The sequence below is a fragment of the Parazoarcus sp. PS-13 R2A genome (assembly GCF_057621855.1).
The window spans coordinates 121,134-146,706 of sequence record NZ_JBYEXN010000004.1 but is presented as its reverse complement, the minus strand read 5'-3'; the positions used below and the strand labels follow the sequence as shown (position 1 = coordinate 146,706).

At 63.0% G+C, this 25,573-nt stretch carries 25 protein-coding genes; 9 read left to right on the top strand and 16 right to left on the bottom strand.

Annotated features, from left to right (window positions below; translation table 11 throughout):
* Positions 1-26: 26 nt before the first annotated feature.
* The 3 genes from AC22G6_RS06175 to AC22G6_RS06165 all read left to right on the top strand — a co-directional run bounded on the left by AC22G6_RS06175 (position 27) and on the right by AC22G6_RS06165 (position 2,981).
* Positions 27-851 carry a class II glutamine amidotransferase gene (locus AC22G6_RS06175; RefSeq protein WP_487366044.1) on the top strand — a complete coding sequence of 275 codons (825 nt, stop codon included), beginning with the start codon at positions 27-29 and terminating at the stop codon, positions 849-851.
* Between the two features lie 72 nt (positions 852-923).
* Positions 924-1,343, top strand: a complete 420-nt coding sequence (locus AC22G6_RS06170; protein WP_487366043.1) for an HIT family protein — start codon at positions 924-926, stop codon at positions 1,341-1,343.
* Between the two features lie 30 nt (positions 1,344-1,373).
* Positions 1,374-2,981 (top strand): hypothetical protein, encoded by a 1,608-nt coding sequence (locus AC22G6_RS06165; protein WP_487366042.1) that lies wholly within the window; start codon positions 1,374-1,376, stop codon positions 2,979-2,981.
* Here the strand turns inward: AC22G6_RS06165 and phoR are convergent.
* The gene (phoR, locus tag AC22G6_RS06160) at positions 2,959-4,269 is read right to left on the bottom strand and encodes a phosphate regulon sensor histidine kinase PhoR (RefSeq protein WP_487366041.1); all 1,311 of its coding nucleotides are present in this window, start codon (positions 4,267-4,269) and stop codon (positions 2,959-2,961) included. The two genes, AC22G6_RS06165 and phoR, sit on opposite strands and share 23 nt — an antisense overlap.
* A 41-nt stretch (positions 4,270-4,310) precedes the next feature.
* Positions 4,311-5,021, bottom strand: a complete 711-nt coding sequence (phoB, locus tag AC22G6_RS06155) for a phosphate regulon transcriptional regulator PhoB (RefSeq protein ID WP_108950081.1) — start codon at positions 5,019-5,021, stop codon at positions 4,311-4,313.
* Positions 5,022-5,197: 176 nt separating this feature from the next.
* Between phoB and AC22G6_RS06150 the strand changes: the two genes are divergently transcribed.
* Genes AC22G6_RS06150 through AC22G6_RS06135 form a run of 4 tightly spaced genes read left to right on the top strand, consistent with a single transcriptional unit; the run spans position 5,198 to position 7,875 of the window.
* Positions 5,198-5,623, top strand: a complete 426-nt coding sequence (locus AC22G6_RS06150) for a gamma-butyrobetaine hydroxylase family protein (protein ID WP_487366040.1) — start codon at positions 5,198-5,200, stop codon at positions 5,621-5,623.
* A 7-nt stretch (positions 5,624-5,630) separates the two neighbouring features.
* Positions 5,631-6,368: a bifunctional demethylmenaquinone methyltransferase/2-methoxy-6-polyprenyl-1,4-benzoquinol methylase UbiE gene (ubiE, locus tag AC22G6_RS06145; RefSeq protein ID WP_487366039.1), complete on the top strand. Its 738-nt coding sequence runs from the start codon at positions 5,631-5,633 to the stop codon at positions 6,366-6,368.
* Between the two features lie 20 nt (positions 6,369-6,388).
* Positions 6,389-7,237 (top strand): Tim44 domain-containing protein, encoded by an 849-nt coding sequence (locus AC22G6_RS06140; protein WP_487366038.1) that lies wholly within the window; start codon positions 6,389-6,391, stop codon positions 7,235-7,237.
* Positions 7,238-7,281: 44 nt separating this feature from the next.
* A complete protein-coding gene (locus AC22G6_RS06135) occupies positions 7,282-7,875 on the top strand; it encodes a ubiquinone biosynthesis accessory factor UbiJ (protein WP_487366037.1) in 594 nt (197 codons plus the stop codon).
* A 101-nt stretch (positions 7,876-7,976) separates the two neighbouring features.
* Here the strand turns inward: AC22G6_RS06135 and AC22G6_RS06130 are convergent, their stop codons facing one another.
* Genes AC22G6_RS06130 through AC22G6_RS06090 form a run of 9 tightly spaced genes read right to left on the bottom strand, consistent with a single transcriptional unit; the run spans position 7,977 to position 14,861 of the window.
* The gene (locus AC22G6_RS06130) at positions 7,977-8,399 is read right to left on the bottom strand and encodes a F0F1 ATP synthase subunit epsilon (protein WP_108950076.1); all 423 of its coding nucleotides are present in this window, start codon (positions 8,397-8,399) and stop codon (positions 7,977-7,979) included.
* Positions 8,400-8,451: 52 nt separating this feature from the next.
* Positions 8,452-9,852, bottom strand: a complete 1,401-nt coding sequence (gene atpD, locus AC22G6_RS06125) for a F0F1 ATP synthase subunit beta (RefSeq protein WP_108950075.1) — start codon at positions 9,850-9,852, stop codon at positions 8,452-8,454.
* A gap of 25 nt (positions 9,853-9,877) precedes the next feature.
* Positions 9,878-10,747 carry a F0F1 ATP synthase subunit gamma gene (gene atpG, locus AC22G6_RS06120; protein WP_487366036.1) on the bottom strand — a complete coding sequence of 290 codons (870 nt, stop codon included), beginning with the start codon at positions 10,745-10,747 and terminating at the stop codon, positions 9,878-9,880.
* 21 nt (positions 10,748-10,768) lie between these two features.
* Entirely contained in the window at positions 10,769-12,307 is a 1,539-nt protein-coding gene (atpA, locus tag AC22G6_RS06115; protein ID WP_108950073.1) for a F0F1 ATP synthase subunit alpha, read from the bottom strand.
* Between the two features lie 12 nt (positions 12,308-12,319).
* Positions 12,320-12,853 carry a F0F1 ATP synthase subunit delta gene (locus tag AC22G6_RS06110; protein WP_108950072.1) on the bottom strand — a complete coding sequence of 178 codons (534 nt, stop codon included), beginning with the start codon at positions 12,851-12,853 and terminating at the stop codon, positions 12,320-12,322.
* A gap of 3 nt (positions 12,854-12,856) precedes the next feature.
* On the bottom strand, positions 12,857-13,330 hold the full coding sequence (locus tag AC22G6_RS06105) for a F0F1 ATP synthase subunit B (protein ID WP_108950071.1): 474 nt from the start codon (positions 13,328-13,330) through the stop codon (positions 12,857-12,859).
* 41 nt (positions 13,331-13,371) lie between these two features.
* Entirely contained in the window at positions 13,372-13,617 is a 246-nt protein-coding gene (atpE, locus tag AC22G6_RS06100; RefSeq protein WP_002925444.1) for a F0F1 ATP synthase subunit C, read from the bottom strand.
* Between the two features lie 54 nt (positions 13,618-13,671).
* Positions 13,672-14,517, bottom strand: a complete 846-nt coding sequence (gene atpB / locus AC22G6_RS06095) for a F0F1 ATP synthase subunit A (RefSeq protein ID WP_108950070.1) — start codon at positions 14,515-14,517, stop codon at positions 13,672-13,674.
* Positions 14,518-14,519: 2 nt separating this feature from the next.
* Positions 14,520-14,861 carry an ATP synthase subunit I gene (locus tag AC22G6_RS06090; RefSeq protein ID WP_108951451.1) on the bottom strand — a complete coding sequence of 114 codons (342 nt, stop codon included), beginning with the start codon at positions 14,859-14,861 and terminating at the stop codon, positions 14,520-14,522.
* Positions 14,862-15,236: 375 nt separating this feature from the next.
* Here AC22G6_RS06090 and AC22G6_RS06085 point away from each other — a divergent pair, with 375 nt between their 5' ends.
* On the top strand, positions 15,237-17,117 hold the full coding sequence (locus AC22G6_RS06085) for an MFS transporter (RefSeq protein WP_487366035.1): 1,881 nt from the start codon (positions 15,237-15,239) through the stop codon (positions 17,115-17,117).
* Positions 17,118-17,138: 21 nt separating this feature from the next.
* Entirely contained in the window at positions 17,139-19,922 is a 2,784-nt protein-coding gene (locus AC22G6_RS06080) for a DUF2339 domain-containing protein (RefSeq protein WP_487366034.1), read from the top strand.
* A gap of 44 nt (positions 19,923-19,966) precedes the next feature.
* On the opposite strand, the gene AC22G6_RS06075 is transcribed toward AC22G6_RS06080, so the two are convergent.
* From AC22G6_RS06075 to AC22G6_RS06055, 5 genes are all read right to left on the bottom strand, one after another.
* Positions 19,967-20,818 (bottom strand): ParB/RepB/Spo0J family partition protein, encoded by an 852-nt coding sequence (locus tag AC22G6_RS06075; RefSeq protein WP_108950067.1) that lies wholly within the window; start codon positions 20,816-20,818, stop codon positions 19,967-19,969.
* 49 nt (positions 20,819-20,867) lie between these two features.
* Positions 20,868-21,638, bottom strand: coding sequence for a ParA family protein (locus AC22G6_RS06070; protein ID WP_108950066.1), 771 nt, complete (start codon positions 21,636-21,638; stop codon positions 20,868-20,870).
* Between the two features lie 99 nt (positions 21,639-21,737).
* Positions 21,738-22,409 carry a 16S rRNA (guanine(527)-N(7))-methyltransferase RsmG gene (gene rsmG, locus AC22G6_RS06065; RefSeq protein WP_487366033.1) on the bottom strand — a complete coding sequence of 224 codons (672 nt, stop codon included), beginning with the start codon at positions 22,407-22,409 and terminating at the stop codon, positions 21,738-21,740.
* The gene (mnmG, locus tag AC22G6_RS06060) at positions 22,406-24,316 is read right to left on the bottom strand and encodes a tRNA uridine-5-carboxymethylaminomethyl(34) synthesis enzyme MnmG (RefSeq protein WP_487366032.1); all 1,911 of its coding nucleotides are present in this window, start codon (positions 24,314-24,316) and stop codon (positions 22,406-22,408) included. The genes rsmG and mnmG overlap by 4 nt, the downstream gene beginning before the upstream one ends.
* Positions 24,317-24,484: 168 nt before the next feature.
* Positions 24,485-25,573 (bottom strand): HD-GYP domain-containing protein, encoded by a 1,089-nt coding sequence (locus tag AC22G6_RS06055; RefSeq protein WP_487366031.1) that lies wholly within the window; start codon positions 25,571-25,573, stop codon positions 24,485-24,487.

Below are 25,573 nucleotides of genomic sequence, written 5' to 3'. Positions count from 1 at the left end.
ACAAAGAAAGCAGGAAATGCCTCCCCATGTGCCAGCTGCTCGGAATGAACTGCAATGTACCGACCGACATCTGTTTTTCCTTCGCGGGCTTCCGCGCCCGTGGCGGGCTGACCGACCACCATCGTGACGGCTGGGGGATTGCATTCTTCGAGGGGCGTGGCGCGCGCGTCTTTCTCGAGCCCTGCGCCAGCGCCGACTCTCCGGTCGCCGAACTGGTGCGGCGCTACCCGATCCGCTCCCTCAATGTCATCGCCCACATCCGCAAGGCGACCCAGGGGCAGATTCACCTGGAGAACACCCACCCCTTCCAGCGTGAGCTATGGGGGCGATACTGGATTTTTGCCCACAATGGCAACCTGTGCGGCTACCAGCCGTCGCTCTCGGGACGCTTCCTGCCAGTGGGCTCTACCGACTCCGAGCATGCGTTCTGCCACATCCTGGATGCGCTGGCGCAGCGCTTTCCCGATGCTGCGCCCTCACCGCACGAGCTGCATGCGGCACTGAGGACGATCTCCATCGAGATCGGGCGCCATGGCGAGTTCAACTTCCTGCTCTCCGACGGCGACTACCTCTTTGCACACAGCTCTTCGCGCCTGGTCTACGTCATACGGCAGTCGCCGTTTCCGGTGGCCCACCTGTCCGACGAAGACCTCGCCGTCGACTTCAACGAGGTCACCACACCCGACGACCGCGTGGCGGTCATCGCCACCACGCCGCTGACCGACAACGAAACCTGGCAGTCCATTCCCCCCGGCACCCTGCAGGCCTTCCATCTCGGCGCGCCTGTCGCACTTGGCGAAACCTCGACCGTCGCAGCGGAAATCGGCACCGGACTGCCTCGAAGCGCGTAAATCTTCCTTATCGGTGCAATGCAGACGCGCTAAAGTACGGGCTTGCGAGCTTGTTGCCGGATTGAGGTTGTAATGGATTGCCCACTATGCAGCAGCACCCGAGACAGGATCATCTGGCAGGACGAGTTCTGCCGCGTCATCGGCGTGGACGATGCCGACTATCCCGGTTTCTGCCGGGTGATCTGGAAGGCGCACGTTGCCGAGATGACCGATCTTCGGCATGCTGATCAAGCACACCTGCTCGACGTCGTACTGGCGACCGAAAGTGCGCTTCGCGCCCTGATGCAGCCGGCCAAGATCAACCTTGCGAGCTTTGGCAACATGGTGCCGCACCTGCACTGGCATGTGATTCCGCGCTTCACCGACGACCGCCACTTCCCGGAGCCGGTCTGGGGTCGCGAGCAACGACCCGGGCAGCCCCACGCAGCACCCGACGCGGCCACACTGGCGTCCACGATCACTCACGAACTGCTTGCACGCGCTGCCTACTGACCACTGCCGACATCCGCATCCGGAGCTTCCATGGACTACCGCAACCCCGCCGAATGCCTGAGCCTGCTGCCAAGCCTGCAGCTGAGCAAGGTCGACGAGACCCATGCCGTACTGTCGAAGATCATAGGCGGCCTCCTCGACGCGCTCCCCGCTCCGAATCAGCATCTCGAAGTGCTTGAGGCTGCGCGCCCGGTCATTGCCCGCGTCCAGGCCGACATGAGCAGCCGCTACGCAGACCACCCGCTGCCGCCGGACAGCGAAGAGAACGGCACCCTGCTCGAGGTCGTGAACCTGTGGCACAACCTGGCCCGCTCGTATGCACAGATCGCGCGCCACGACGCACAGATGGGCACGCTCGAGGATCAGCGCGCCCTGCTCGCTCAACGCCGGGTGCACTACGCGGGCCAGGTGCTGATCGAGTATTTCCGGGCCCACCGCTCCCTGCCGGCGGGAGTCTGGACCGAGGTTCACGAGAGTTTTGCCGCAGCCGAAAGCACCGGCCTGCTGCGGGCGCGTGTCTCGGACCCGCTCAATACCCTGTGGAAAGCTCAGAGCCCGATGGAGGCCTATATCGCCATCCTGCTGGTCGATCTGGCCAACCCGTTCGGCCGCACCGGCCATGAACTGCTCTGGATCTGCCGCTGGGCACAGCGTTTCGCGCCGTACTGCAGCCTCGACACCGAGACCGAAGGGCGCAAGCCTACGATCTATGGGCTCGACCTCGGCGCAGACCACGGCCTGCGTCCGCTCGGCCTCCTGAACAAGAGCATCGGCTTGCGCAGTTTCGATGGCAGCAAGCTGGCGGGCCAGATCCAGGCCGTGTTCACCCAGTTCAAGCAGGGCGTGACACCGGCCTCGCTCGGGCTCGGTGACGACTGCACGCTCGACACCAGCGCCCGCCTGCTGGTATCGCTCTATCGGCCGTGGGGCCTGGCCTCGGCCGGGCGTCGCTTTCCGCGCCGCGGCAGCCGCGGCCAGGTCGAGCTGACCAGCGACTGGCTCGCCATCGGCTTTCACATTCAGGGCAGATTGTTCGAACAGCCGCGCAGCTACGGACTGACCACCAGCTTCAAGAGCGACATGGCGCTGATGACTTTCGGTGAGCGCGCACCGGAAGCCCCGAGCAAGCTCCACGGCGCCAGTCATCGAAGCGATGCCGAGAAGCTGGGCCTGGTGTGCGAGCGCTGGAACCTGCTCGATCAGTCAGTCGGTGGCTTCCGCCTGGAGCAAAGACCGCACGCGGAGCGGCTGGAGCACCATCAGCTGGTCGGACTCAAGCCGCTGGACGGCGAATACTTTCTGCTCGGCCAGGTCAGCTGGCTGATGTACCGTGACGACGGGGTGCTTGAGATCGGCGTGTATGTATTGCCCGGCGTGCCGCGCGTCGTGGCAGCCCGGCCACTCGCCTCACGCCCGGGGCAACGCGAGCCCTACCAGCAGGCCTTCCTCATCCCGGCCAACAAGGGGCTCAAGGTGGAAAGCTCGCTGATTCTGCCCGCCGGCTGGTACCGGCAGAACCGGGTGGTGGAAGTCTTCGACGGCGGCAAGAGCGCCCAGTTGCGACTGAGCAAGGACGCACTCAAGGGCGCCAATTTCGACCAGGTGCGTTTCGAGGCTATCGCGCCGGAAGCGCCATAAGCCTTGCAGGGGGCAGGCGGACGCTGAACAAGCTGCCTTCACCCTGCTTGCTGCTGACCCTGAGATCGGCCTGGTGGCGCGTCAGGATGTGCTTGACGATCGCCAGACCAAGGCCCGTGCCTCCGGTTTCGCGCGAGCGGCCGCGGTCGACACGATAGAAGCGCTCGGTCAGACGCGGAATATGGATCGGATCGACACCGATGCCGGTATCCCGCACCGAGAACTCCGCACCCTGAGCATCAACGCGCCACACGAGATCGATCTTTCCGCCCTCTGGCGTGTAGCGCACCGCGTTGCTCGCCAGATTGGAGAACGCGCTGTGGATCTCCTTGCCGCTGCCCAGCAGCACACCGTCACCCTCCATCTGCAGCGTCACCGTGTGGCGTCCGGCAGACAGCAGTTCGGTGTCCTCATGGATTTCCTGCATCAGCGCGGCAACATCGATCTTCTCTTCGGCCGGTGCCGGCGCCCCCGTTTCCAGCGCTGACAATGTCAGCAGATCGTCGATCAGACGCCCCATGCGTGACGACTGGTCGAGCGCAAGGCGCAGGAAGCGCATGACATCCTCGCGCTCGTAGTCGTCGAGACCGTCGACCAGGGTCTCGAGAAAGCCGCCAATGACGGTCAATGGCGTGCGCAACTCATGCGAGACATTGGCCACGAAGTCGCGCCGCATGGTCTCGAGGCGCTCGAGTTGCGAAATGTCGCGCGACAGCACCATCTGCTGGTCGTCGCCAAAGGGAATGATCTGAACCTGCAGCGTCAGGCCGCTGCGGCGTCCGGACGTCATGATCAGGGGTTCGTCGTGCTTGCCGGCCTGCAGGTAATGCACGAACTCGGGCTGGCGAACCAGATTGGTGACCGGCGCACCGATGTCGCGCGTGTGATCGAGGCCGAAGTGCTGCTCGGCCTTGAGGTTGATCCATTCGATCGTGTCACTGTCGGAGAGATACAGCACCCCGTCCGGCATGGCCTGGCTGGCGTCATGGAAACGCTCAAGTGCAGACGAGAGACGTTCGCGCATGTCGTACGACACCCGCGATCGGCGATTCAGTTCGGCAAAGACCTGCCCCCAGCTCCCGGCCGCGCGCGGCACCGGCGTACCGATTGGCTCACGGCTCCACATGACGAGCCGGATCAGGTTATGCACATGCCAGCCGAGCAGGGCCAGCACGCCCACAATGAAGGCGGTCAGCCCCCAGGTCACCCCGGCAAAGAGGGCGACCGCGGCCGAGACCAGTGCCAGGAGACACAACGCCGACAGCACGCCGGTCCATAAGTAACGCACGGGTCGAATGATGACGCTCCCTGTTTCTCGATGCCGTCCGATTATCGCACGGCGGGCGCGAGGTCCGCCTGAGCCGAAAAGCGATAACCGCTGCCGCGGACCGTCTGCACCAGCGCGTCGTGCCGCGAAGGCTCGAGTGCGCAGCGCAGGCGACGGATATGCACATCGACCGTGCGCTCTTCGACAAAAACGTGGTCGCCCCACACCTGATCGAGCAATTGCGCACGCGAGTGCACCCGCTCCGGATGGGTCATCAGGAAGTGCAGCAGGCGGAATTCGGTTGGCCCCAGGGACAGCGCCTGCTCACCCGCCGTCACCCTGTGGGTTTCGGGGTCCAGCCTCAGGCCACCCAGCTCGACGGGATCTTCGGTCGCCTGCGGCGCGCGCCTGCGCAGCACCGCCTTGATGCGCGCCACCAGTTCGCGCGGGCTGAAGGGCTTGGTGATGTAGTCGTCGGCACCGGTTTCCAGCCCGCTCACCTTGTCTTGCTCCTCGCCACGGGCGGTCAGCATGATGATCGGGATGCTCCGGGTACGCTCGTCTGCGCGCAAGCGGCGTGCGAAGTCCATGCCGGACGCCCCCGGCAGCATCCAGTCGAGCAGCACCAGATCGGGCAAGGCGTCGCGCACGATGCGCTGCGCCGTTTCGGCGTCCGAGGCACGCACGACATGATGCCCCGCGCGGGCGAGGTTCGCAGCGATCAGTTCCTGGATTGCAGGTTCGTCTTCGACCAGCAGAATATTGGCAGGCATAAGCAGTGACTCCCTTTGATTCCGCAGAGTGTATTTCAGCAGTTTGAAGTTTTGATGACACGTCATCACAGTGAAACAGCGGAGCCCGCTTCCGGCGGGGTGCCGGCGGTGCTGCCCCGGTCTTGGCCGGAGGCCGAATCAGGTATCATTGACCTCCCACTTTGAGGTACTCAGTGATGGCCGGACTCGACAAGGACACCCCTCTTCCCACCGCAATCACCTTGCACAGCAAGTCACGCAAGCTTGAAATTGCGTTTGACGATGGCAGCCTGTTCGAACTTCCCTTCGAATTTCTGCGCGTCTACTCGCCTTCGGCAGAGGTGCGCGGTCATGGCGCAGGGCAGGAAACACTGCAGCAGGGCAAACGCGACGTCGACGTCGTTGCGCTCGAGCCCGTCGGCAACTATGCGATCAAGCCCGTCTTCGACGACGGTCACGACAGCGGACTCTACTCCTGGGACTACCTCTACCTGCTCGGTCGCAATCAGGCCGAAATGTGGCAGGACTACCTCGAGCGCCTTGAGCGGGACCATGGAACCCGGGATCCGGCACTCGTCCCGCCGCCAGCGCCCAAGGGCGGTTGCGGCAGCCACCATCACTGATATCGCCATGAAAGAAAACACCACCCACTTCGGCTTCGAGACCGTCGCCGAAGAGCAGAAACAGAAGAAAGTCGCCGAGGTGTTCTCGTCGGTCGCACAGAAGTACGACGTGATGAACGACCTGATGTCCTTCGGCCTGCACCGGATCTGGAAGGCGTTCACCATCCAGATTTCCGGCGTGCGCAGCGGCGACCGCGTCCTCGACGTTGCCGGCGGCACTGCCGACCTCTCCCTCGCCTTCGCACGCAAGGTCGGCGAGCGCGGACAGGTGTGGCTCACCGACATCAACCATGCGATGCTCTCCCGTGGCCGCGACCGCGTTGTCGACAAGGGTTTCTCCCTGCCCGTGGCACAGTGCAACGCAGAGAAGCTGCCCTTTCCGGACGACTGGTTCGATTGCGTCACCGTTGCCTTCGGACTGCGCAACATGACCCACAAGGATGTCGCCCTGGCCGAGATGCGGCGCGTGCTGCGCCCGGGCGGACGCCTGCTCGTGCTCGAGTTTTCAAAGGTGTGGAAACCGCTCGCTCCGGTGTATGACCTGTACTCTTTCAAGCTTCTGCCGTGGATGGGCAACAAGGTCGCTGACGATGCCGACAGCTACCGTTACCTGGCCGAATCCATCCGCATGCACCCGGGTCAGGAAGAACTTAAGACCATGATGGAACAAGCTGGCCTTCAGCGTGTCGACTACTTCAACCTCAGCGCGGGCGTCGTCGCCTTGCACCGTGGCTACAAACTTTGATCAACGGAGACTCAAGAACAATGAAGCACCTCTTCCTTTCCCTGGTGATGGTGATTTTCACCTTCGGCATCGCGGCGCCTGAAGCCGAGGCGAAACGCCTTGGTGGTGGCAGCAGCTTCGGCATGAAGCGCTCAACGCCGCCCGCAGTGTCGCCCACGCGTCCGTCTGCAGCGCCTCCTGCAGCCGCCGCAGCACAGCCCCGTCGTTCGTGGATGGGCCCGATTGCCGGTCTGGCAGCCGGCCTTGGCCTCGCCGCATTGTTCTCCAGCCTTGGCATGGGTGAGGGTTTCGCCAACTTCGTCATGATCGCCCTGCTCGCCGTCGCTGGCGTGATGCTGTTCAAGTTCCTGTTCCGTCGTGGCGCTTCGCCGCAGGCCCGGGGCATGCAGTACGCCGGTGCGACGCAGGGACAGGGTGCAAGCCCGCTCAACCCGCAGAACGCTCCGGCAATGCCTGCGAGCGGCGCGTCGACCGGCGCACCGCTTGCATCGCCGGCTGTGGCGAACTTTGATGCCGAAGGCTTTGCCCGTCAGGCCAAGCTGAACTTCATTCGCCTGCAGACTGCCAACGACTCGGCAAACCTTGAAGACTTGCGCGAGTTCACCACGCCCGAAGTGTATGCAGAGATCAGCATGCAGATCGCCGAGCGCGGCGACGCACCGCAACGCACCGACGTCGTTGAGCTCAACGCGGAAGTGATCGAGGTCGTCGAGGAAAGCGATCGATACATCGTCAGCGTTCGCTTCACCGGACTTCTGCGCGAAGACGAAGCAGCTGCGCCCGCCGCACTCGATGAAGTCTGGCACCTCGTGAAACCGGTCAGCGGCGATACCGGCTGGCGGGTTGCCGGCATTCAGCAAGCCAACTGATTCCACACACACGAAGAAACGGGGGCCCAGGCCCCCGTATTTACATGATTGACAGCCTCTTTATCTCTGGCGCCAACCATCTGCTTGCCCAGTCTGGCTGGGCGTGCAGCCGACTGCAGCCGCATGCCGGAAAACGGGCACGGCTGGACATTTCACCGGTTTCAATCGACTTCTCGATCACGGACGAAGGACATTTCGCTGCCTGCAGCAGCGATGCGTCACCCGACGTAAGCCTGCAGTTGCCGCTGAGCGAGTCTCCGCGCGCCCTGAACGGTGGCATCGAGGCCTTGATGTCCCAGGTACGCATCGCGGGCAACGCCGAATTTGCCGATGCGCTGGGCTTTGTATTCCGTCACCTGCGATGGGACCTCGAAGAGGATCTTTCCCGCGTCGTGGGGGATATCGCCGCTCATCGCATCGTCAGTACCGGCGTTGCCCTTGGCAAGGCACAGCAACGGCTTGCCGCCAGTCTCAGCGGGAACGCCGTGGAATACTTGACCGAGGAACAGCCGATACTGACCTCGAAACCGATGGTCGCAACCTTCGATGACGACATCCGCGGTTTTCGTGACGCGGTGGCACGGCTGGAGAAGCGTATCGACCGCCTTGGGAAGCGCACCGGGCGCGCACGACGCTGAACAGTCGCGGCGAATGCTACGCAAGCTACAGACGTAAAAAAGGCAGCCGGATCGGCTGCCTTTTTTGTCACTTTGCCGCATTCAGCGCGGGTCGGTGATGCTCAGCTGCGCTTGCGCAGCTTCTGGATCGCTGCGATCTGAGCAATCGCCTCGCTCAGTTCAGCCTGTGCCTTGGCGTAGTCAAGCTGGGCGCTCTGGTTGGAAAGCGCTTCTTCTGCCTTGCGCTTGGCTTCCAGTGCCTTCGCTTCGTCGAGATCCTTGCCGCGAATCGCGGTGTCTGCCAGTACGGTCACCAGACCGGGCTGAACCTCAAGGATGCCGCCAGCAACAAAGACCAGCTCTTCTTCCGCCTGATTCGGAACCTTGACCCGTACCGCACCCGGTCTGATCCGGGTCATCAGCGGCATGTGTCCGGGCAGGATGCCGAGTTCACCCGCCTCGCCAGGCAGCGCGACGAACTCCGCCAGCCCGGAAAAAATCTGCTCTTCCGCACTGACGATGTCTACGTGAACCGTCATAGCCATGGTATGTCCTCTTCAATTCCGCGCGACGGAGATCGCCGCGCGGGTGAGCGAATTACTGGAGCTTCTTCGCTTTCTCGATGGCCTCTTCGATGCCGCCGACCATGTAGAAAGCCTGTTCGGGCATGGAGTCACACTCGCCGCTCACGATCATCTTGAAGCCCTTGATCGTGTCGTTGAGGGTCACGTACTTGCCGGGCGAACCGGTGAAGACTTCCGCAACGTGGAAGGGCTGCGACAGGAAGCGCTGGATCTTACGCGCACGGCCCACGGCGAGCTTGTCTTCGGGAGACAGTTCGTCCATGCCCAGAATCGCGATGATGTCACGCAGTTCCTTGTACTTCTGCAGCGTCTGCTGAACCTGACGAGCCACGTTGTAGTGCTCTTCACCCACAACCAGCGGGTCGAGCTGGCGGCTGGTGGAGTCGAGCGGATCGACGGCCGGGTAGATACCCAGAGCGGCGATGTCACGCGACAGCACGACGGTGGAGTCGAGGTGCAGGAAGGTCGTTGCAGGCGACGGGTCGGTCAAGTCATCCGCAGGCACATACACGGCCTGGATGGAGGTAATCGAACCCACCTTGGTCGAGGTAATACGCTCTTGCAGACGGCCCATTTCTTCAGCCAGCGTCGGCTGATAGCCCACGGCAGAAGGCATACGGCCCAGCAGTGCGGACACTTCGGTACCGGCCAGCGTGTAGCGGTAGATGTTATCCACGAAGAACAGGATGTCGCGGCCGTCGTCACGGAAACGCTCGGCCATCGTCAGGCCGGTCAGCGCCACGCGCAGACGGTTGCCCGGGGGTTCGTTCATCTGACCGAACACCATCGCAACCTTGTCGAGAACGTTGGAGTCCTTCATCTCGTGGTAGAAGTCGTTACCCTCACGAGTACGCTCACCCACACCAGCAAACACCGACAGACCTGCGTGCTGCTTGGCGATGTTGTTGATGAGTTCCATCATGTTCACCGTCTTGCCCACACCGGCGCCGCCGAACAGGCCGACCTTACCGCCCTTGGCGAACGGGCAGATCAGATCGATAACCTTGATGCCGGTTTCGAGCAGCTCGACGGAAGGCGAAAGTTCGTCGAACTTCGGTGCCTTCTGGTGAATCTGACGCTTCTCTTCGCATTCGATCGGACCAGCTTCGTCGATCGGGCGACCCAGCACGTCCATGATGCGGCCGAGGGTGCCTTCACCGACCGGAACCGAGATGCCGGCGCCGGTGCTGCCAACCTTCATTCCGCGGCGCAGGCCATCGGAAGAGCCCATCGCAATGGTACGCACCACGCCATCACCGAGTTGCTGCTGGACCTCGAAGGTCAAGCCGTCTTCGGCAAAGGAGTTGGCAGCGTCTTCGAGCTTCAGAGCCTCATAAATCTTGGGCATCGCGTCGCGCGGGAACTGAATGTCCACCACCGCGCCGATGCACTGAACGATCGTACCAGTACTCATCGTTTTTCCTTAATTCAATAATCCGTTAGACCGCCGCGGCGCCGCTGACGATTTCCGACAGCTCTTTGGTGATCGCGGCCTGGCGGGTCTTGTTGTAGACCAGCTGAAGCTCGCCAATCACGTTCTTCGCATTGTCGGAAGCAGCCTTCATTGCCACCATACGTGCGCTCTGCTCGGAAGCCATGCTCTCGGCCACTGCCTGATACACCAGCGCTTCGACGTAACGCACCAGCATTTCGTCGATCACGACTTGCGGATCGGGCTCGTAGAGGTAGTCCCACGAAGTGTCGGGCGTACCCAGCTTCTCGCCGGTCAGCGGCAGCAGCTGTTCGAGCATGGGTTCCTGCTTCATCGTATTGATGAAACGGGTATAGACCACGAAGACCGCGTCGAGCTCGCCGTTCTGGAAAGCATCGAGCATCACCTTGACCGGGCCGATGAGCTTTTCAAGGTGCGGCGTGTCGCCCAACTGCACGACATGCGAAGCAACCTTGGCGCCCACCCTTTGCATGAAACCGAAACCCTTGTTGCCGATGCAGCAGGCACGGATCTCGGTTGCACCAGCGGCTTCCCATTCCTTCATCGCAGTCACGGCTACGCGCTGGACGTTGGTGTTCATGCCGCCACAAAGGCCCTTGTCGGTCGTCACCAGAATCAAGCCCACCCGCTTGACCTGGTCCTTGCGGACCAGGAAGGGGTGTTGGTATTCAGTTACATTGGCCTGAGACAGGTTCGCGGCGAGTCGGCGGATCTTTTCGGCATAGGGTCGGGCAGAGCGCATCCGGTCCTGCGCCTTGCGCATTTTGGATGCGGCCACCATTTCCATGGCCTTGGTGATCTTGCGCGTGTTTTGCACGCTCTTGATCTTGGTACGGATTTCCTTACCGCTAGCCATATTCCGTCTCCGTCCGCAGCGTTAAGCCCAGCTCTTCTTGAACTCGGTGATCGCAGCGACCAGGAGCTTTTCGCCGTCGGCGTCGAGTTCCTTGGTGTCGGCGATCTTCTTCACGAGATCAGCGTTCTTGGTCTTGACGAACTGCTGCAGGCCGGATTCGAAGGCCAGCAGGCGCGGCACGTCGACATCGTCGAAGTAACCGTTGTTCACCGCGTACAGCGTGATGGCCATGTCCGAGATCGACAGCGGCGAGTACTGAGCCTGCTTCATCAGCTCGGTCACGCGGCGACCACGCTCGAGCTGCTTGCGGGTTGCGTCGTCGAGGTCGGAAGCAAACTGGGCAAACGCTGCGAGTTCGCGGTACTGCGCCAAGTCGGTACGGATACCACCGGAGAGCTTCTTGATGACCTTGGTCTGGGCCGAACCACCGACTCGCGACACCGAGATACCGGCGTTGATAGCGGGACGGATACCGGCGTTGAAGAGGTCGGTCTCAAGGAAGATCTGGCCGTCGGTAATCGAAATCACGTTGGTCGGAACGAACGCGGAAACGTCGCCGGCCTGGGTTTCGATGATCGGCAGTGCGGTCAGCGAACCGGTCTTGCCCTTCACTTCGCCGTTGGTGAACTTCTCGACGTAGTCGGCATTCACACGAGCAGCGCGCTCGAGCAGGCGGGAGTGCAGATAGAACACGTCGCCCGGGTAAGCTTCACGGCCCGGCGGACGACGCAGCAGCAGGGATACCTGACGGTAAGCCCAGGCCTGCTTGGTCAGATCGTCATAAACGATCATCGCGTCCATGCCGCGGTCGCGGAAGTACTCGCCCATCGTGCAGCCGGAGTAGGCCGACAGGTACTGCATGGCAGCAGATTCGGAAGCGGTTGCGGCCACGACGATGGTGTATTCCATCGCGCCGTTCTCTTCCAGCTTGCGCACCACGTTGGCGACGGTCGAAGCCTTCTGACCGATTGCCACGTAGACGCAGAACATGTTCTGGCCTTTCTGGTTGATGATCGCATCAACCGCGACGGCCGTCTTACCAGTCTGGCGGTCACCAATGATCAGCTCGCGCTGACCACGGCCGATCGGCACCATGGAGTCGACCGACTTCAGACCGGTCTGAACCGGCTGGGAGACGGACTGACGTTCGATAACGCCCGGCGCGACCTTTTCGATCTTGTCGGTCAGCTTGGCGTTGATCGGGCCCTTGCCGTCGATCGGCTGGCCCAGTGCGTTCACGACACGGCCGATCAGCTCGGGGCCGACAGGCACTTCGAGAATGCGGCCAGTCGCCTTGACGGTGTCGCCTTCGGTGATTTGCTCGTATTCGCCGAGCACAACGGCACCGACGGAGTCACGCTCGAGGTTGAGCGCGAGGCCGTAGGTGTTGCCGGGAAACTCCAGCATTTCGCCTTGCATGACGTCGGTCAGGCCGTGGATGCGGGTGATACCGTCCGTGACGGAGACCACCGTACCCTCGTTACGCGACGTGGCGGCGAGCTGCAGGTTCTGGATCCGGCTCTTAATCAGGTCACTGATTTCAGAGGGGTTGAGTTGCATAGATGTATGCTCCTAGTTCTTAAGCGCAGCGGCCATGTTCGCGAGCTTGCCGCGGACCGAGGCGTCGATCACTTCGTCGCCAATGGCGATGCGGACCCCACCGATAAGCTCGGGGTCGATACTGACACTCACGTCGAGCTTGGTCTTGAAGCGGGCTTCAAGATCAGCTTTCAGCGAAGCCAGTGCGGCATCGTCAAGCGGGAAGGCTGAGGCGATTTTTGCCTCAAGGACGCCCTCATGTTCGTTCTTCAGTGCAACGAACAGGTCACGGATCTCCGGAAGCACTTGCAGACGTTCTCCTTCCACGAGGACGCGGATGAAGTTCTGCTGTTCGGCGCTCAGATCACCAGCAACTTCCAGCATCAGCTTGTTCAGCTGTTCGCCGGAAAACTTGGGATCATTGAAGAGCGCCAGCATTTCGGAGTCGGCCGCCACGGAGGCGAGCCGATCCAGCACTTCCGACCAAGGCCCCAGCGCACCTGCCCCGCGAGCCAGCTCGAAGGCGGCATCGGCATAGGGACGCGCGATGGTGACATTCTCGGCCATGACTTATTGCAGTTCCTGTTTCAGGTTGGCAAGCAGCTCGGCATGCACCTGGGTGTTGATCTCGCGGCGCAGAATCTTCTCTGCACCGGCAACAGCCAGATGGGCGACCTGGTCGCGCAGGGCTTCCTTGGCGCGCTGGGCAGCAGTGCCGGCTTCGGCTTCGGCTGCTTCACGTGCGGCGGCGATGATGCGGTTGGCTTCGGCACGGGCCTCGTCGACCAGTTGGCTCGCCTGCTTTTCAGCGGAGGCGCGCACATCACCCGCGGATTCGCGAGCCTTGCGCAGTTCCTCGACGACCTTCTTTTCGGCAAGTGCCAGATCCGACTTAGCCTTATCCGCAGCTGTCAGCCCGTCTGCGATCTTTTTCGCACGCTCGTCAAGTGCCTTCACAATGGGCGGCCACACGAACTTCATCGTGAACCACGCCAGAATGAAGAACACAACGAGCTGAGCTATCAGAGTTGCGTTCAAATTCACTGTTCTTGGCCCTCAGGTATGTTGAGAGGAACTCGAACCGATTAAAGCTGGAACGGGTTGGCGAAGGCGAACATCATGGCGATACCAACGCCGATCAGGAACGCAGCGTCGATCAGACCAGCCAGCAGGAACATCTTGGTTTGCAGGGCGTTCATCAGTTCGGGCTGACGTGCCGAGGCTTCGAGGTACTTGGAACCCATGATGCCGATACCGATACATGCACCGATGGCGCCCAGACCAATGATCAGACCGGCAGCCAGAGCAACAAAACCCAGAACGTTTTCCATGACAACTCCTTACTAAAGGTGATTGAGTTTAAAACCAGGTACTGCGAGAAAAGATTAGTGACCTTCGTGAGCCTGACCGATGTACACCAGGGTCAGCATCATGAAGATGAAGGCCTGCAGGGTAATGATCAGGATGTGGAAGACCGCCCAGATCGAGCCGGCAATGACGTGACCCACGAAACCGAACACGGTTGCGGTCGAGCCGAGCAGCGCAATCAGAATGAAGATGAGTTCGCCAGCATACATGTTGCCGAACAGTCGCATGCCGTGTGATACGGTCTTGGCGACGAATTCGATCATCTGCATCGCGAAGTTGATCGGATACAGCAGCGGGTGGCTGCCGAAGGGCGCGGTGAAGAGCTCGTGAATCCAGCCCGACAGACCCTTGATCTTGATGTTGTAGTAAAGACACAGCAGCAGCACGCCGGAAGACATGCCGAGCGTGGCGGAGAGGTCGGCCGTCGCGACGACACGCATGTAGGCATGCGCCGGATCGCCGCCTGCGGAAGCATAGACACCTTCCCAGATGCGCGGCAGCAGATCGACCGGGACCAGGTCCATTGCGTTCATCAGGAAGATCCAGACGAATACGGTCAGCGCGAGCGGGGCAACGAACTTGCGCGACTCGGCGCTGTGAATGATGCCCTTGGCCTGATCGGCCACCATTTCGACCATCAGCTCGACGAAGCCCTGGAAGCGCCCCGGCACGCCTGAGGTGGCCTTGCGCGCGGCAAGCCACAACAGGAACACGGTGAGCAGGCCGATCGAGATCGAATAGAACATCGAATCGAGGTTGATGACGCTCCAGTCGATGATGTTCTCTTGAGCGTGACCAGTGGAATTGAGGTGCGTCAGGTGATGAACGACGTACTCGGATGCGGTGGGTGCGTTGCCAGCCATAGTCAGGTCTTTACCAAAAATGCAAATAAATTCGCTTTCAGTGCCAGTACCAGCCCGATCAGGAGAGCGCCCCAATGGACGTCTGCATAAACGGCGAGTACTAGCCCCAGTAATCCGACAATCGAGGCGAGCTTGATGAACTCACCTGCAACAAAGGCGGTCACAGTCGCTGTGCCGTTGCGACGTGTCGTCAGCATCAGCCGCCAGGCGAAGAACCAGCTTGGTACAACACAGGCCAGCCCACCGGATGCAGCAGACACCGCGCCACGCACCCCGAAAAAAACGGCCGCAATGGCCGTTGCCAGAATGGTTGCGCCTAGTTGCAGCAGGACTGCCTTGTGCATCCGTTCCTCACCAAGCGACGCGCACACAGCCGCGCCCGCCTAAAAATCCCGGCAATACTAGGGGTTAACCGTAGTAAAGTCAATTCGTGCATGTGCAAAAACAACGTCGCGGCGATTTCGCGGGCTCGACACTTATATAAGATAAATCATTGCATTCATTGAGAGATTTGATGCAGTGCACGAATACGAAACCATGAATCCGGACTACCCACGCCACATCGACCCGCCCATGCCGGACAGATCGGCAACGGACGTCCATCATATGCCTGGATGCCTGCGAGCGGTGATTGAACGCAGCTTTTCTGGGACGGGCTTCGACCGTTCTTCGGCACGACGCATTGCGCAGGGCGCATTCGAGCACAAGGGCATGTGCGCATGAGTCATCAGTTTTCGCTGCTGCGCCAGCGACGCTTTCTGCCATTTTTTCTGACGCAGTTCCTCGGCGCCTTCAACGACAACCTGTACAAGAACGCGCTTGTCGTACTGCTGACCTTTCAGGCGATGCGGTATACCTCGCTTGCGCCTGGCATCCTGGTGAATCTGTGCGCAGGCCTGTTCATCCTGCCGTTTTTCCTGTTCTCCGCCACAGCGGGGCAGATTGCCGACAAGTATGAGAAGAGCCGCCTGATCCGCATCACCAAGTTGCTCGAAATCGGCGTCATGCTGCTGGCAAGCCTTGCATTCGTGCTCGACGCGCTGTCGCTGATGCTTGTCTGCCTGTTCCTGATGGGCGCGCAGTCCGCGCTGTTCGGCCCGGTCAAGTATGCAATCCTCCCTCAGCACCTTGCCGCCGACGAACTGATCGGAGGCAATGCGCTCGTCGAGTCGGGCACCTTCGTCGCCATCCTGATCGGCACCCTCGCCGGGGGCGTACTGATCAGTGTTGCCGGTGGCAGCGCATGGATCTCCGCAACGGCCCTGCTGCTGGCGATCCTTGGCTATGTTTCGAGCCGGGGCATTCCGGTCGCACCTGCGGCCTCACCTTCGCTTCGCATCAACTGGAACCCGATCACCGAGACCTGGCGCGGATTCCAGTTCACACGACGCAACCGCACCGTATTCCTGTCGATTCTCGGCGTGTCGTGGTTCTGGTTCTACGGCGCGCTGTTTCTTTCGCAGTTTCCAGCCTATGCCAAGGATATGCTCGGCGGCGACGCGCATGCTGTGGTGCTGCTGCTCGCCGTGTTCTCCATCGGCATCGGCCTGGGCTCGCTGCTGTGCGAGCGGCTTTCGGGCGGCAGGGTCGAGCTCGGCCTGGTTCCGTTCGGCTCCGTGGGCTTGACCCTGTTCGCTCTCGACCTGTGGTGGAGCAGCCCGCTCGCGCTCGCCGGCGGCGCTCCATTGCCACTGACTGAAGTCCTTTCAACCCCGGGTGTGTGGCGGGTTCTGCTCGACCTCGTCGGGATCGGCACCTTTGGCGGGTTCTTCATCGTCCCGCTGTACGCCCTGATCCAGAGCCGCAGCGAACAGGCCCACCGCTCACGCATCATTGCCGGCAACAACATCCTCAATGCCCTGTTCATGGTGGTCGCTGCCGGCATGGGTGCGGGGCTGCTCGCCGCCGGCTTCAGCGTGCCGCAGCTTTTTCTCGTGACCGCCGTGCTGAACGCACTGGTCGCACTCTACATCTACGCCCTGGTGCCCGAGTTCGCGCTGCGTTTTCTGGTGTGGCTGCTGGTTCACACGGTGTACAGGCTCAGGACGAAAGGCATTCAGAACATCCCCGCCAGCGGTCCGGCGGTGCTGGTCTGCAACCATGTAAGCTTTGTCGATGCCATGATCATCATGGCGGCAAGTCCGCGACCGGTGCGCTTCGTCATGGACCATCGCATTTTTTCCATGCCGCTGCTGTCGTTTGTCTTCAGGATCAGCGGGGCGATCCCGATTGCACCGGCAAAGGACGATCCTGCCATGCTGGAGCGCGCTTTCGACGAGGTCGCGCGGACGCTGGAGGCCGGCGACCTGGTGGCAGTGTTCCCGGAAGGCCGGATCACCGACAATGGCGAGCTTTACCCCTTCCGTCCGGGTATCCGCCGCATTGTCGAGCGGACGCCGGTTCCGGTGGTGCCGATGGCATTGCGTGGCCTGTGGGGCAGCACGTTCTCGCGCAAGGACGGTCCCGCGCTGTCGCATCCGCTGCGACGCGGAATCTTCAGCCGCATCGAACTCGCCGTAGCCGCCCCGGTGCCGCCGGCCGCGGCACACCCGGAATACCTGCAGCAACAAGTAAGCGCCTTGCGCGGCGATCGTCGCTGAAGGCAAGAGAAGGATGATTTGATGAGTTTTTTCTTGTGGGTTGCCGCAGGCGCGATGCTGGGCCTGATCGACGGCGTGAGTGTTGCGTTTCTCGGTGCAGTGCTCGGCGGAATGATTGCGAGCCTGCGCAAGGAGCGCGCACAGACGCTCGCCCGCCACGAGGGCAGAATTGCCGCACTCGAACGCGAACTCGACGCGCTCAACATGCGGCTGGGCGAGGATCGTAGCAGCGCGACGGCCAGCGCCGCCGCAGCTCGGATCGCACAGGCGAACGCCGCAGCATCACGCACCGATGCTGCGCCCGAGCTCCCGCCGTCACCGGACGCGCGCGTCGTCATGGAGGACACAGACGCAGCCAATGCGTCCGCCCATCCGGCGGGTGCGGATCCGACCCGGACCATCGACACGCCCCCGCCGCAAGTGGGCGCCCGCAACAGCGATCCGGCAACACAGATCGATCTCGACGCCCTCTATACCCGCTGCCGCGACTGGTTTTTCGGCGGCAACACCCTGGTACGCACCGGCATTCTGGTGCTGTTCTTCGGCCTCGCCTTCCTCGTCCGCTATGCGATGGAGAACGCGATGCTGCCGCCCGAGCTGCGCCTTGCCGGCATCGCCTGCGTGGGCATCGCGCTCGGGGCCGTCGGCTGGCGCCTGCGCCATGTGCGTCGCGGCTATGCGCTGAGCCTGCAAGGCGGTGGCATCGCCGTGCTCTATCTCACCGCGTTTGCAGCGCTGCGCCTGTACGGGATCATGCCGGCGGGCACCGCCTTCGCGGTGATGCTCGCCCTGGTCGGTGTCGCCGCCTTTCTCGCCATCCGCCAGGACGCCGCGATCCTCGCCATCATCGGCAGTGCAGGCGGCTTTGCCGCACCCATTCTGGCTTCAACCGGCGGTGGCAGCCACGTTCAGCTGTTTACCTATTACGCCCTGCTCAATGCGGGCGTGCTGCTGCTGGCCTGGCGCAAGGCGTGGCGCGGACTCAACCTGACCGGCTTCGTATTCACCTTTGCCATCGGTTTGGCCTGGGGCGCACGTTTCTATCACCCCTGGTATTTCAGCACCACCGAGCCTTTCCTCCTGCTGTTCTTCCTGATGTATGTTGCGGCCGCGGTGAGCTACGCATGGAAGCAGGCCCCCGCGCTGCGCGACCCGGTCGACGGCACCCTGGTGTTCGGCGTCCCTGTGGTCGGCTTCGGCTTGCAGGCCGCACTGGTGCACGGCATGCCCTACGCCCTGGCCTGGAGTGCCGCTGCCGTGGGTGTTTTCTACCTCGTGCTGGCAGCGGCGCTGAAGCGCGTGCGCAAACCCGATCTCGAACTCCTCATCGCCAGCTTCGTTGCACTTGGCATTGCCTTCCTCAGCCTTGCCATTCCACTCGCATTCGACGGGCGCTGGAGCGCAGCAGCCTGGGCGCTTGAGGGCGCGGCGCTGTGGTGGATCGGACGGCGTCAGCAGCGCCGGCTGCCGGCGGCAAGCGGTCTGCTGTTGCAGGCTGGTGCGGGCGTGCTGTTTGCTGCCGACCTGGCTCAGCACAGCGGGCTGCGCAACCTGCCCGTCATGAACAGCGCTTTTCTTGGCAGCACGATGATTGCAGGCGCGGGTTTCGTCAGCGCGTGGCTCGCTGCACGCCAGCCGCAGGCATCGAAATGGTCGCAGCGGATCACGCATGCGCTGCTGGCCTGGGCATGGCTGTGGTGGCTCGGTGGCGCCTGGGCCGAGATCGACACCCATCTTGCAACCGGCTACCAGCCCGCCGCAGCGCTCGCGCTGTTCGCACTCAGCGGCGCACTTGCATGCGCGCTGGCACCCAGGCTGACCTGGCCAGGCCTGCTCAGCGCCGGCCTGCTGCCGCTCGGCGGCATGATGCTGGCACTGGGGCAGACCATTGCGTATGGTGTTCCGCCCTCGGGCTTCGGCGGCTGGCTTGCATGGCCGCTCGGACTCGCACTTCACGCCTACAGCCTGCGCGCACTCGACAGTGGCCGACTGGACCGTCCGGTGCTCACCCTCGCCCATGCCGCCGGGGTGTGGGTGCTGGCCCTCGCCCTGTCGCAGGAAGCCGGCCTGCAACTGGCCAGCATGGCCGTCGGCAACGGCTGGCAGCTCGCCGCCCATGCGCTTCCGCCTGCACTGTTGCTGGCCGGGATTGCCCGCATGGCGCAGGATGAGAACTGGCCAATGCGACCGTGGAAGGATGCCTATCAGCTGTGGGCTGCAGGCCCGCTGGCACTCGCGCTGGGCCTGTGGTCGCTGGGGGTCCATTCATATGGCGACGGCAGCGCGGCACCCTTCGCCTATCTGCCGCTGCTCAATCCGCTCGACCTGACGCTGGCGATCGCACTTGGCGCCATCGCATGGTGGCTGCGCCGGGGCGAGGCCGAAATCACCTGCGTCGCCGGCCCCTTGATCCGCCTGCAGGGCGCGCTCGGGCTGGTCGCCTTCATCGCCGCCAACGCCGCACTGCTGCGCGCAATGCATCACATGACGGGCGTCCCGTGGACGCTGTCGCAGCTCCTGGGAGACGACACCACCCAGGCGGCGCTGTCGCTGTTCTGGGCCATTCTTGGGCTGGGGCTGATGCTGCTCGCCAACCGCCGCGCAAGTCGCGCGACCTGGCTTGCGGGTGCCGGCCTGATGGCGGCGGTGGTGTGCAAGCTGTTCGTGGTGGACATGGCGGCCAGCGGCACGCTGACGCGCATCGTGTCCTTCATTGGCGCCGGCATGCTGTTGCTGGTGGTGGGCTACTTCTCGCCGCTGCCGCCCAAAGCGGATGCGGCAGCGCAGGCTGAAGCCGAAGGCTAACGCCTGCTGCGTACGGATGCGGCCCGGTACCAGGCCGCACGCGCTCAGCGCAGGCGACCGAGCAGGCCGTCGAGCTGGTCGAGACTGCCGAAGCGGATGGTGACCTCACCCGCGCCTTTCTTGTTGGCCTTGATCTTCACCGTTGCACCGATGGTGTCGGCGATTTCCTCTTCGAGGCGAACGAGGTCGCGGTCCAGCGGCTGTGCCGCCTTCTTCTGCCGCGGGTTCAGCGTGTGCTGCACCAGGCGCTCGGTATCGCGCACAGACAGCTGTCTGGCGGCAACCAGGTTGGCGAGCTGAATCTGGCTCGCGGCGTCGAGCGGCAACAGGGCGCGGGCATGGCCCATGTCGATGTCGCCCGCCATCAGCAGTTCCTGCACCGGCTTGGCCAGATTGAGCAGGCGCAGCAGGTTGGAGGCGGCCGGGCGCGAACGCCCCACCGCATCGGCAGCCTGCTGATGGGTCATGGCGAACTCGTCGATCAGGCGCTGGATGCCACCTGCTTCTTCGAGCGGATTGAGGTCTTCACGCTGGATGTTCTCGATCAGCGACATCGCCAGGGCCGCTTCGTCGGGGATCTCGCGCACCAGGCAGGGCACCTCGTCCAGACCGGCAATCTGTGCTGCCCGCCAGCGCCGTTCGCCCGCGATGATCTCGTACTCATCCTCGCCGACCAGGCGGACGAGGATGGGTTGCATCACCCCCTGGGCCTTGATCGAGGCCGCCAGTTCCTCTAGCGACCCCGGGTCCATGCGCGTACGCGGCTGATACTTGCCGGGCTGCAGCGCATCGGTGGGCAGCGTCTGCAAGGCGCCCTTTTCGGATTCGTCCTCGCGGTTGGCGGCCAGCAATGCATCGAGGCCGCGGCCGAGGCCTTTGAGTTTGGGTGGGCTCATCCGGTCGTCTTTGTTTTGGAGTGGCTCATTGAATGGCGGGCAGTGTCTCTCACAAGGTCTTTACGCGCTCGATCATCTCGGCGGCAAAGGCCATGTAAGCCTGCGCGCCCTTGGCCGACTTGTCGAACACCACGCCGGGCATGCCGTGACTGGGCGCTTCGGCCAGGCGCACGTTGCGCGGCACGATGGCGGAGAACACCTTGTCGCCGAAGTGCCCCTCGAGCTGGGCCGAGACCTGCTGCTGCAGCGTGACGCGCGGGTCGAACATGACGCGCAACAGGCCGATGATCTTGAGATCGCGGTTCAGGTTGGCGTGCACCTTCTTGATCGAGCTGACCAGGTCGGACAAGCCCTCGAGCGCGTAGTACTCGCACTGCATCGGGATGATCACGCCATGCGCGGCGCACAGGCCGTTCAGGGTGAGCAGCGACAGCGAGGGCGGGCAGTCGATGAGGATGAAGTCGTAGTCGGCATCGAAGGGCGCGAGCGCATCCCGCAGCCGCTTTTCGCGCTTCTCGAGATTGACCAGTTCAACTTCCGCACCGGCCAGGTCGCGGTTGGCGGGCAGGACGTCGTAGCCACCGGTGGACGAGTTGACGCGCACGTCGGCAAGCCCGGACAGCCCCACCAGCAGGTGATAGACGGAAGTGGTCAGGCTGCGCTTTTCCACCCCGCTGCCCATGGTTGCATTGCCCTGCGGATCGAGGTCGATGAGCAGGGTACGCTGACCCGCCTGATGCAGGGCAGCAGCGAGATTGACGCAGGTGGTGGTCTTGCCCACCCCGCCCTTCTGGTTGGCTACACAGAAAATACGAGCCATGGTCGAGTTCAGAAGCTTCCGGTTGCAGGACGCGCACACGGTGTGCACATCCTCAAGTGTAGTTCAATGCGGCAGCGCAGCACGCGCGCCGGGCGTAATTTAAGCAGCATGTCCTGCAGGACTGCGGCGAATGATCAGCAGGTGGCGCTCGGCATCCAGCCCCGGCACCGTGAGTGGATGCACCTCGCTCAGCGCCCATCCGGCGGGCAGCACGGCAAGCTCATCGGCCGGATGCACGCCCTTCATCGCGTACAGCGCCCCACTCTCGGCCACCAGGTGACCGGCGAGATTGACGAAATCGGCCAGGCTGGAGAAGGCGCGCGAAATGACGCCGTCGGCCGCGCCGCCCGGCAGGCGATCGGGCTGTACCTGCTCGACCCGCGCGTTGATCACGCTGAAGTTGCCCAGCTTGAGCTCGATCTTGGCCTGCTGCTGGAACGTTGCCTTCTTGTTGACCGTTTCCACCGAGCTCACCACCAGTCCGCTGCGCACGATGGCCAGCGGAATGCCGGGCAGGCCGCCGCCGGAACCGATGTCGGCGAGCTTGCCCAGATCGCCCACCCAGGGCAGCACGGCGAGCGAATCGAGCAGGTGATGGGTGATCACTTCACGCGGATCGCGCAAGGCAGTGAGGTTGTAGACCCTGTTCCACTTCAGCAGCAGCTCGCCGAAGGCGAGCAGGCGATCGACGGTTTCCTGCGGCAGCACAAGGCCAAGCGCCGCGATGCCCTCATTCAGTTCGCGGGCGTGGGAAGCAAGTGCACCGCTCATGCCAGCTTCCGTCCTTCGTCCGCACGCGCAGCCAGATCGCGGCGCTTGAGCCACACCAGCAGCAGCGAAATCGCCGCCGGCGTGATGCCCTGGATGCGTCCGGCCTGGCCGATGGTTTCAGGTCTGTTGAGGTTGAGCTTCTGCTGCACTTCCTTGGACAGTCCCCGCACCTCGGAGTAATCGAGCGTGGGCGGCAGCGGCGTGGATTCGGCCTGCAGCTGACGCGCCACCTCGTCGTCCTGGCGGTCGATGTAGCCCTGATACTTGGCCGCAATCTCCAGCTGCTCGACCACCTGCGGATCGGCTTCGGGCTGCTCGGGCGCGCCCGGCAGGCTCATCAGGGCGGCATAGCTGGTTTCGGGCCGGCGCAGCAGTTCGAAGTAGCGGTACTCGCGCTCGAGCGGCTTGCCGAACACGCGGAGCTGGTCTTCCGCCGGAATCGCATCCGGGCGCGCCCAGCTCGACTTGAGGCGGGCGGATTCGCGCTCGATCCCCTCGCGCTTGGCGCAGAAGGCCGCCCAGCGCACATCATCGACCAGGCCAAGCTCACGGCCCTGTTCGGTGAGGCGCAGATCGGCATTGTCTTCGCGCAGCTTCAGGCGGTACTCGGCACGCGAGGTGAACATCCGGTACGGCTCGGCCACACCCCGCGTGATGAGATCGTCGACCAGCACGCCGAGGTAGGCCTCGTCGCGACGCGGGCACCAGGGCTCGCGCCCCTGCACCTGCAGCGCCGCATTGGCACCGGCCAGCAAGCCCTGCGCCGCGGCTTCTTCGTAGCCGGTGGTGCCGTTGATCTGACCGGCGAAGAACAGCCCGCCGATGGACTTGGTCTCGAGACTGCTCTTGAGGTTGCGCGGATCGAAGTAGTCGTATTCGATCGCATAGCCCGGACGCAGGATGTTTGCATTCTCCAGCCCGCGGATGCTGCGCACGATGTCGAGCTGCACATCGAAAGGCAGCGAGGTCGAGATCCCGTTGGGGTAGATCTCGTGCGTCGTCAGCCCTTCCGGCTCAAGGAAGATGTTGTGGCTGTCCTTGTCGGCGAAGCGGTGGATCTTGTCTTCGATCGACGGGCAGTAGCGCGGCCCCACGCCCTCGATCACGCCGGAATACATCGGCGAGCGGTCGAGGTTGGCGCGGATGATGTCGTGGGTGCGGGCGTTGGTGCTGGTCATCCAGCACGGCAGCTGTGCCGGATGCTGGCTGACCGAGCCGAGGAAACTGAACACCGGCTCGGGGTTGTCGCCGGGCTGCTCGCTCATCACCGAGAAATCGATGCTGCGGGCATCGAGCCGCGGCGGCGTGCCGGTCTTGAGGCGGCCCTGTGGCAGCGCGAGCTCCTTGAGGCGCTGGCCGAGCGACACCGCCGGGGGGTCGCCCGCACGGCCCGCAGAATAATGCTGCATGCCGACATGGATCAGGCCGTTGAGGAAGGTGCCGGCGGTCAGCACCACGGTGGGGGCCTCGAAACGCAGGCCGATCTGGGTGACGACGCCGGTGACGCGGTCGCCGACCACGGTGAGATCATCCACCGCCTGCTGGAACAGCATCAGGTTGGGCTGGTTTTCCAGCCGCTTGCGGATCGCCGCCTTGTACAGCACACGGTCGGCCTGGGCACGAGTCGCGCGCACCGCCGGCCCCTTGGAGGCATTGAGGATGCGGAACTGGATGCCGCCCTCGTCGGTGGCCTGCGCCATCGCACCGCCGAGCGCATCGACTTCCTTGACCAGATGGCCCTTGCCGATACCGCCGATCGACGGGTTGCAGCTCATCGCCCCCAGGGTCTCGATGTTGTGGGTGAGGAGCAGCGTCTGCGCGCCCATGCGCGCCGCCGCCAGGGCAGCCTCGGTCCCGGCGTGACCGCCGCCGACCACGATGACATCGAAACGGGTGGGATAGAGCATGGCGCGCTCCGCGCAGTAAACCTTTTGGGAAGGGGCGAGATTCTACGCTTTCGTACCGCAAAAACCTAGCACCTGCATCCCATGTTCCACGAAATAACCATTTTTAAACATGGTTTTATACTTCGAGACGGGACGGGTTCCGCAACTTCGTGCAGCGCTGTCGTGTGCTCAGTCCGGGTTTGATGTGTCGTCGGAAAACTCATTGGCAATGCGCTTGAACGCGTCTTCCACGGCAAGGAAAGCATCCACGATTGCCGGATCGAAATGCCTGCCCCGACCGTCCCTGATGATCTCCGCAGCACGATCATGGGTAAAAGCGGGCTTGTACACCCGTCGGCTGATCAATGCATCATAGACATCGGCCACCGCCATCAAACGCCCCGGCAAGGGTATCTGCTCACCCTGCAGACCGCGCGGGTAGCCCGTTCCATCCCAGCGCTCGTGATGACTCAGGATCAGTTCGCGCGCAAGGCCCAGAAATGAACTGGTGCCGAGGCGTTCCTCGGCCACCTCAAGTGCCTTGCTGCCGTACAGGACATGCTGCTTCATCTCCTCGAACTCTGCGGGCGTGAGCGCGCCCGGCTTAAGGAGGATCACATCGCGCACGGCAACCTTGCCAATATCATGCAGGGGCGCGCAGCGATAGAGCAGGTCGATGGTCTCCTCGTCGAGGAACGTGCGATAGCCATCCAGCTGGCTCAGGTACTCGGCAAGCACCCGGACATAGCGCTGTGTCCGCTTGATATGGCCGCCGGTTTCCGAATCGCGGTATTCAGCCAGCGTTGCAAGGGCCTCGATCGTGACCTGCTGGGTCAGGGTCAGTTCTGCGGTGCGTGCCTGGACGAGCGCTTCGAGTCCCCGTTCGTAGCGCTTGAGCGCCAGGTGGTTGCGCACCCGCGCTTTCACCACCACCGGCTCGAACGGTTTGCGGATGTAATCCACCGCGCCCAGCGCGAGCCCATTGGCTTCGTCGCCGGTCTGATCGAGCGCGGTAATGAAAACCACGGGAATGTGCGCGGTCGCCGAATCACTTTTAAGTCTGCGGCAGACCTCGTACCCGTCCATGTCCGGCATCATGACATCCAGCAGAATGATGTCCGGCTGGGGCGAGGCATGGGCGATTTCCAGGCCTTTCCTGCCTGATACGGCGGCGTGCACGACGTAATCCGCGCGCAGCAACTGGCGCAGCAGTTCGATGTTCTCGGGGGTGTCGTCAACAACCAGAACGCTCTGCTTGTCCGTGCATTCGATTGTCAT

Bases quoted from the DNA above. Each gene is read 5' to 3' on its own strand.
- AC22G6_RS06165 (WP_487366042.1), top strand. From the start codon at position 1,374: ATGGACTACCGCAACCCCGCCGAATGCCTGAGCCTGCTGCCAAGCCTG.
- AC22G6_RS06085 (WP_487366035.1), top strand. From the start codon at position 15,237: ATGAGTCATCAGTTTTCGCTGCTGCGCCAGCGACGCTTTCTGCCATTT.
- atpD (WP_108950075.1), bottom strand. From the start codon at position 9,852: ATGAGTACTGGTACGATCGTTCAGTGCATCGGCGCGGTGGTGGACATT.
- AC22G6_RS06130 (WP_108950076.1), bottom strand. From the start codon at position 8,399: ATGGCTATGACGGTTCACGTAGACATCGTCAGTGCGGAAGAGCAGATT.
- atpB (WP_108950070.1), bottom strand. From the start codon at position 14,517: ATGGCTGGCAACGCACCCACCGCATCCGAGTACGTCGTTCATCACCTG.
- atpE (WP_002925444.1), bottom strand. From the start codon at position 13,617: ATGGAAAACGTTCTGGGTTTTGTTGCTCTGGCTGCCGGTCTGATCATT.
- AC22G6_RS06080 (WP_487366034.1), top strand. From the start codon at position 17,139: ATGAGTTTTTTCTTGTGGGTTGCCGCAGGCGCGATGCTGGGCCTGATC.
- AC22G6_RS06175 (WP_487366044.1), top strand. From the start codon at position 27: ATGTGCCAGCTGCTCGGAATGAACTGCAATGTACCGACCGACATCTGT.
- mnmG (WP_487366032.1), bottom strand. From the start codon at position 24,316: ATGCTCTATCCCACCCGTTTCGATGTCATCGTGGTCGGCGGCGGTCAC.
- AC22G6_RS06150 (WP_487366040.1), top strand. From the start codon at position 5,198: ATGGCCGGACTCGACAAGGACACCCCTCTTCCCACCGCAATCACCTTG.
- rsmG (WP_487366033.1), bottom strand. From the start codon at position 22,409: ATGAGCGGTGCACTTGCTTCCCACGCCCGCGAACTGAATGAGGGCATC.
- ubiE (WP_487366039.1), top strand. From the start codon at position 5,631: ATGAAAGAAAACACCACCCACTTCGGCTTCGAGACCGTCGCCGAAGAG.
- atpG (WP_487366036.1), bottom strand. From the start codon at position 10,747: ATGGCTAGCGGTAAGGAAATCCGTACCAAGATCAAGAGCGTGCAAAAC.
- atpA (WP_108950073.1), bottom strand. From the start codon at position 12,307: ATGCAACTCAACCCCTCTGAAATCAGTGACCTGATTAAGAGCCGGATC.
- AC22G6_RS06135 (WP_487366037.1), top strand. From the start codon at position 7,282: ATGATTGACAGCCTCTTTATCTCTGGCGCCAACCATCTGCTTGCCCAG.
- AC22G6_RS06055 (WP_487366031.1), bottom strand. From the start codon at position 25,573: ATGACAATCGAATGCACGGACAAGCAGAGCGTTCTGGTTGTTGACGAC.
- AC22G6_RS06090 (WP_108951451.1), bottom strand. From the start codon at position 14,861: ATGCACAAGGCAGTCCTGCTGCAACTAGGCGCAACCATTCTGGCAACG.
- AC22G6_RS06140 (WP_487366038.1), top strand. From the start codon at position 6,389: ATGAAGCACCTCTTCCTTTCCCTGGTGATGGTGATTTTCACCTTCGGC.
- AC22G6_RS06170 (WP_487366043.1), top strand. From the start codon at position 924: ATGGATTGCCCACTATGCAGCAGCACCCGAGACAGGATCATCTGGCAG.
- AC22G6_RS06070 (WP_108950066.1), bottom strand. From the start codon at position 21,638: ATGGCTCGTATTTTCTGTGTAGCCAACCAGAAGGGCGGGGTGGGCAAG.
- phoB (WP_108950081.1), bottom strand. From the start codon at position 5,021: ATGCCTGCCAATATTCTGCTGGTCGAAGACGAACCTGCAATCCAGGAA.
- AC22G6_RS06075 (WP_108950067.1), bottom strand. From the start codon at position 20,818: ATGAGCCCACCCAAACTCAAAGGCCTCGGCCGCGGCCTCGATGCATTG.
- AC22G6_RS06110 (WP_108950072.1), bottom strand. From the start codon at position 12,853: ATGGCCGAGAATGTCACCATCGCGCGTCCCTATGCCGATGCCGCCTTC.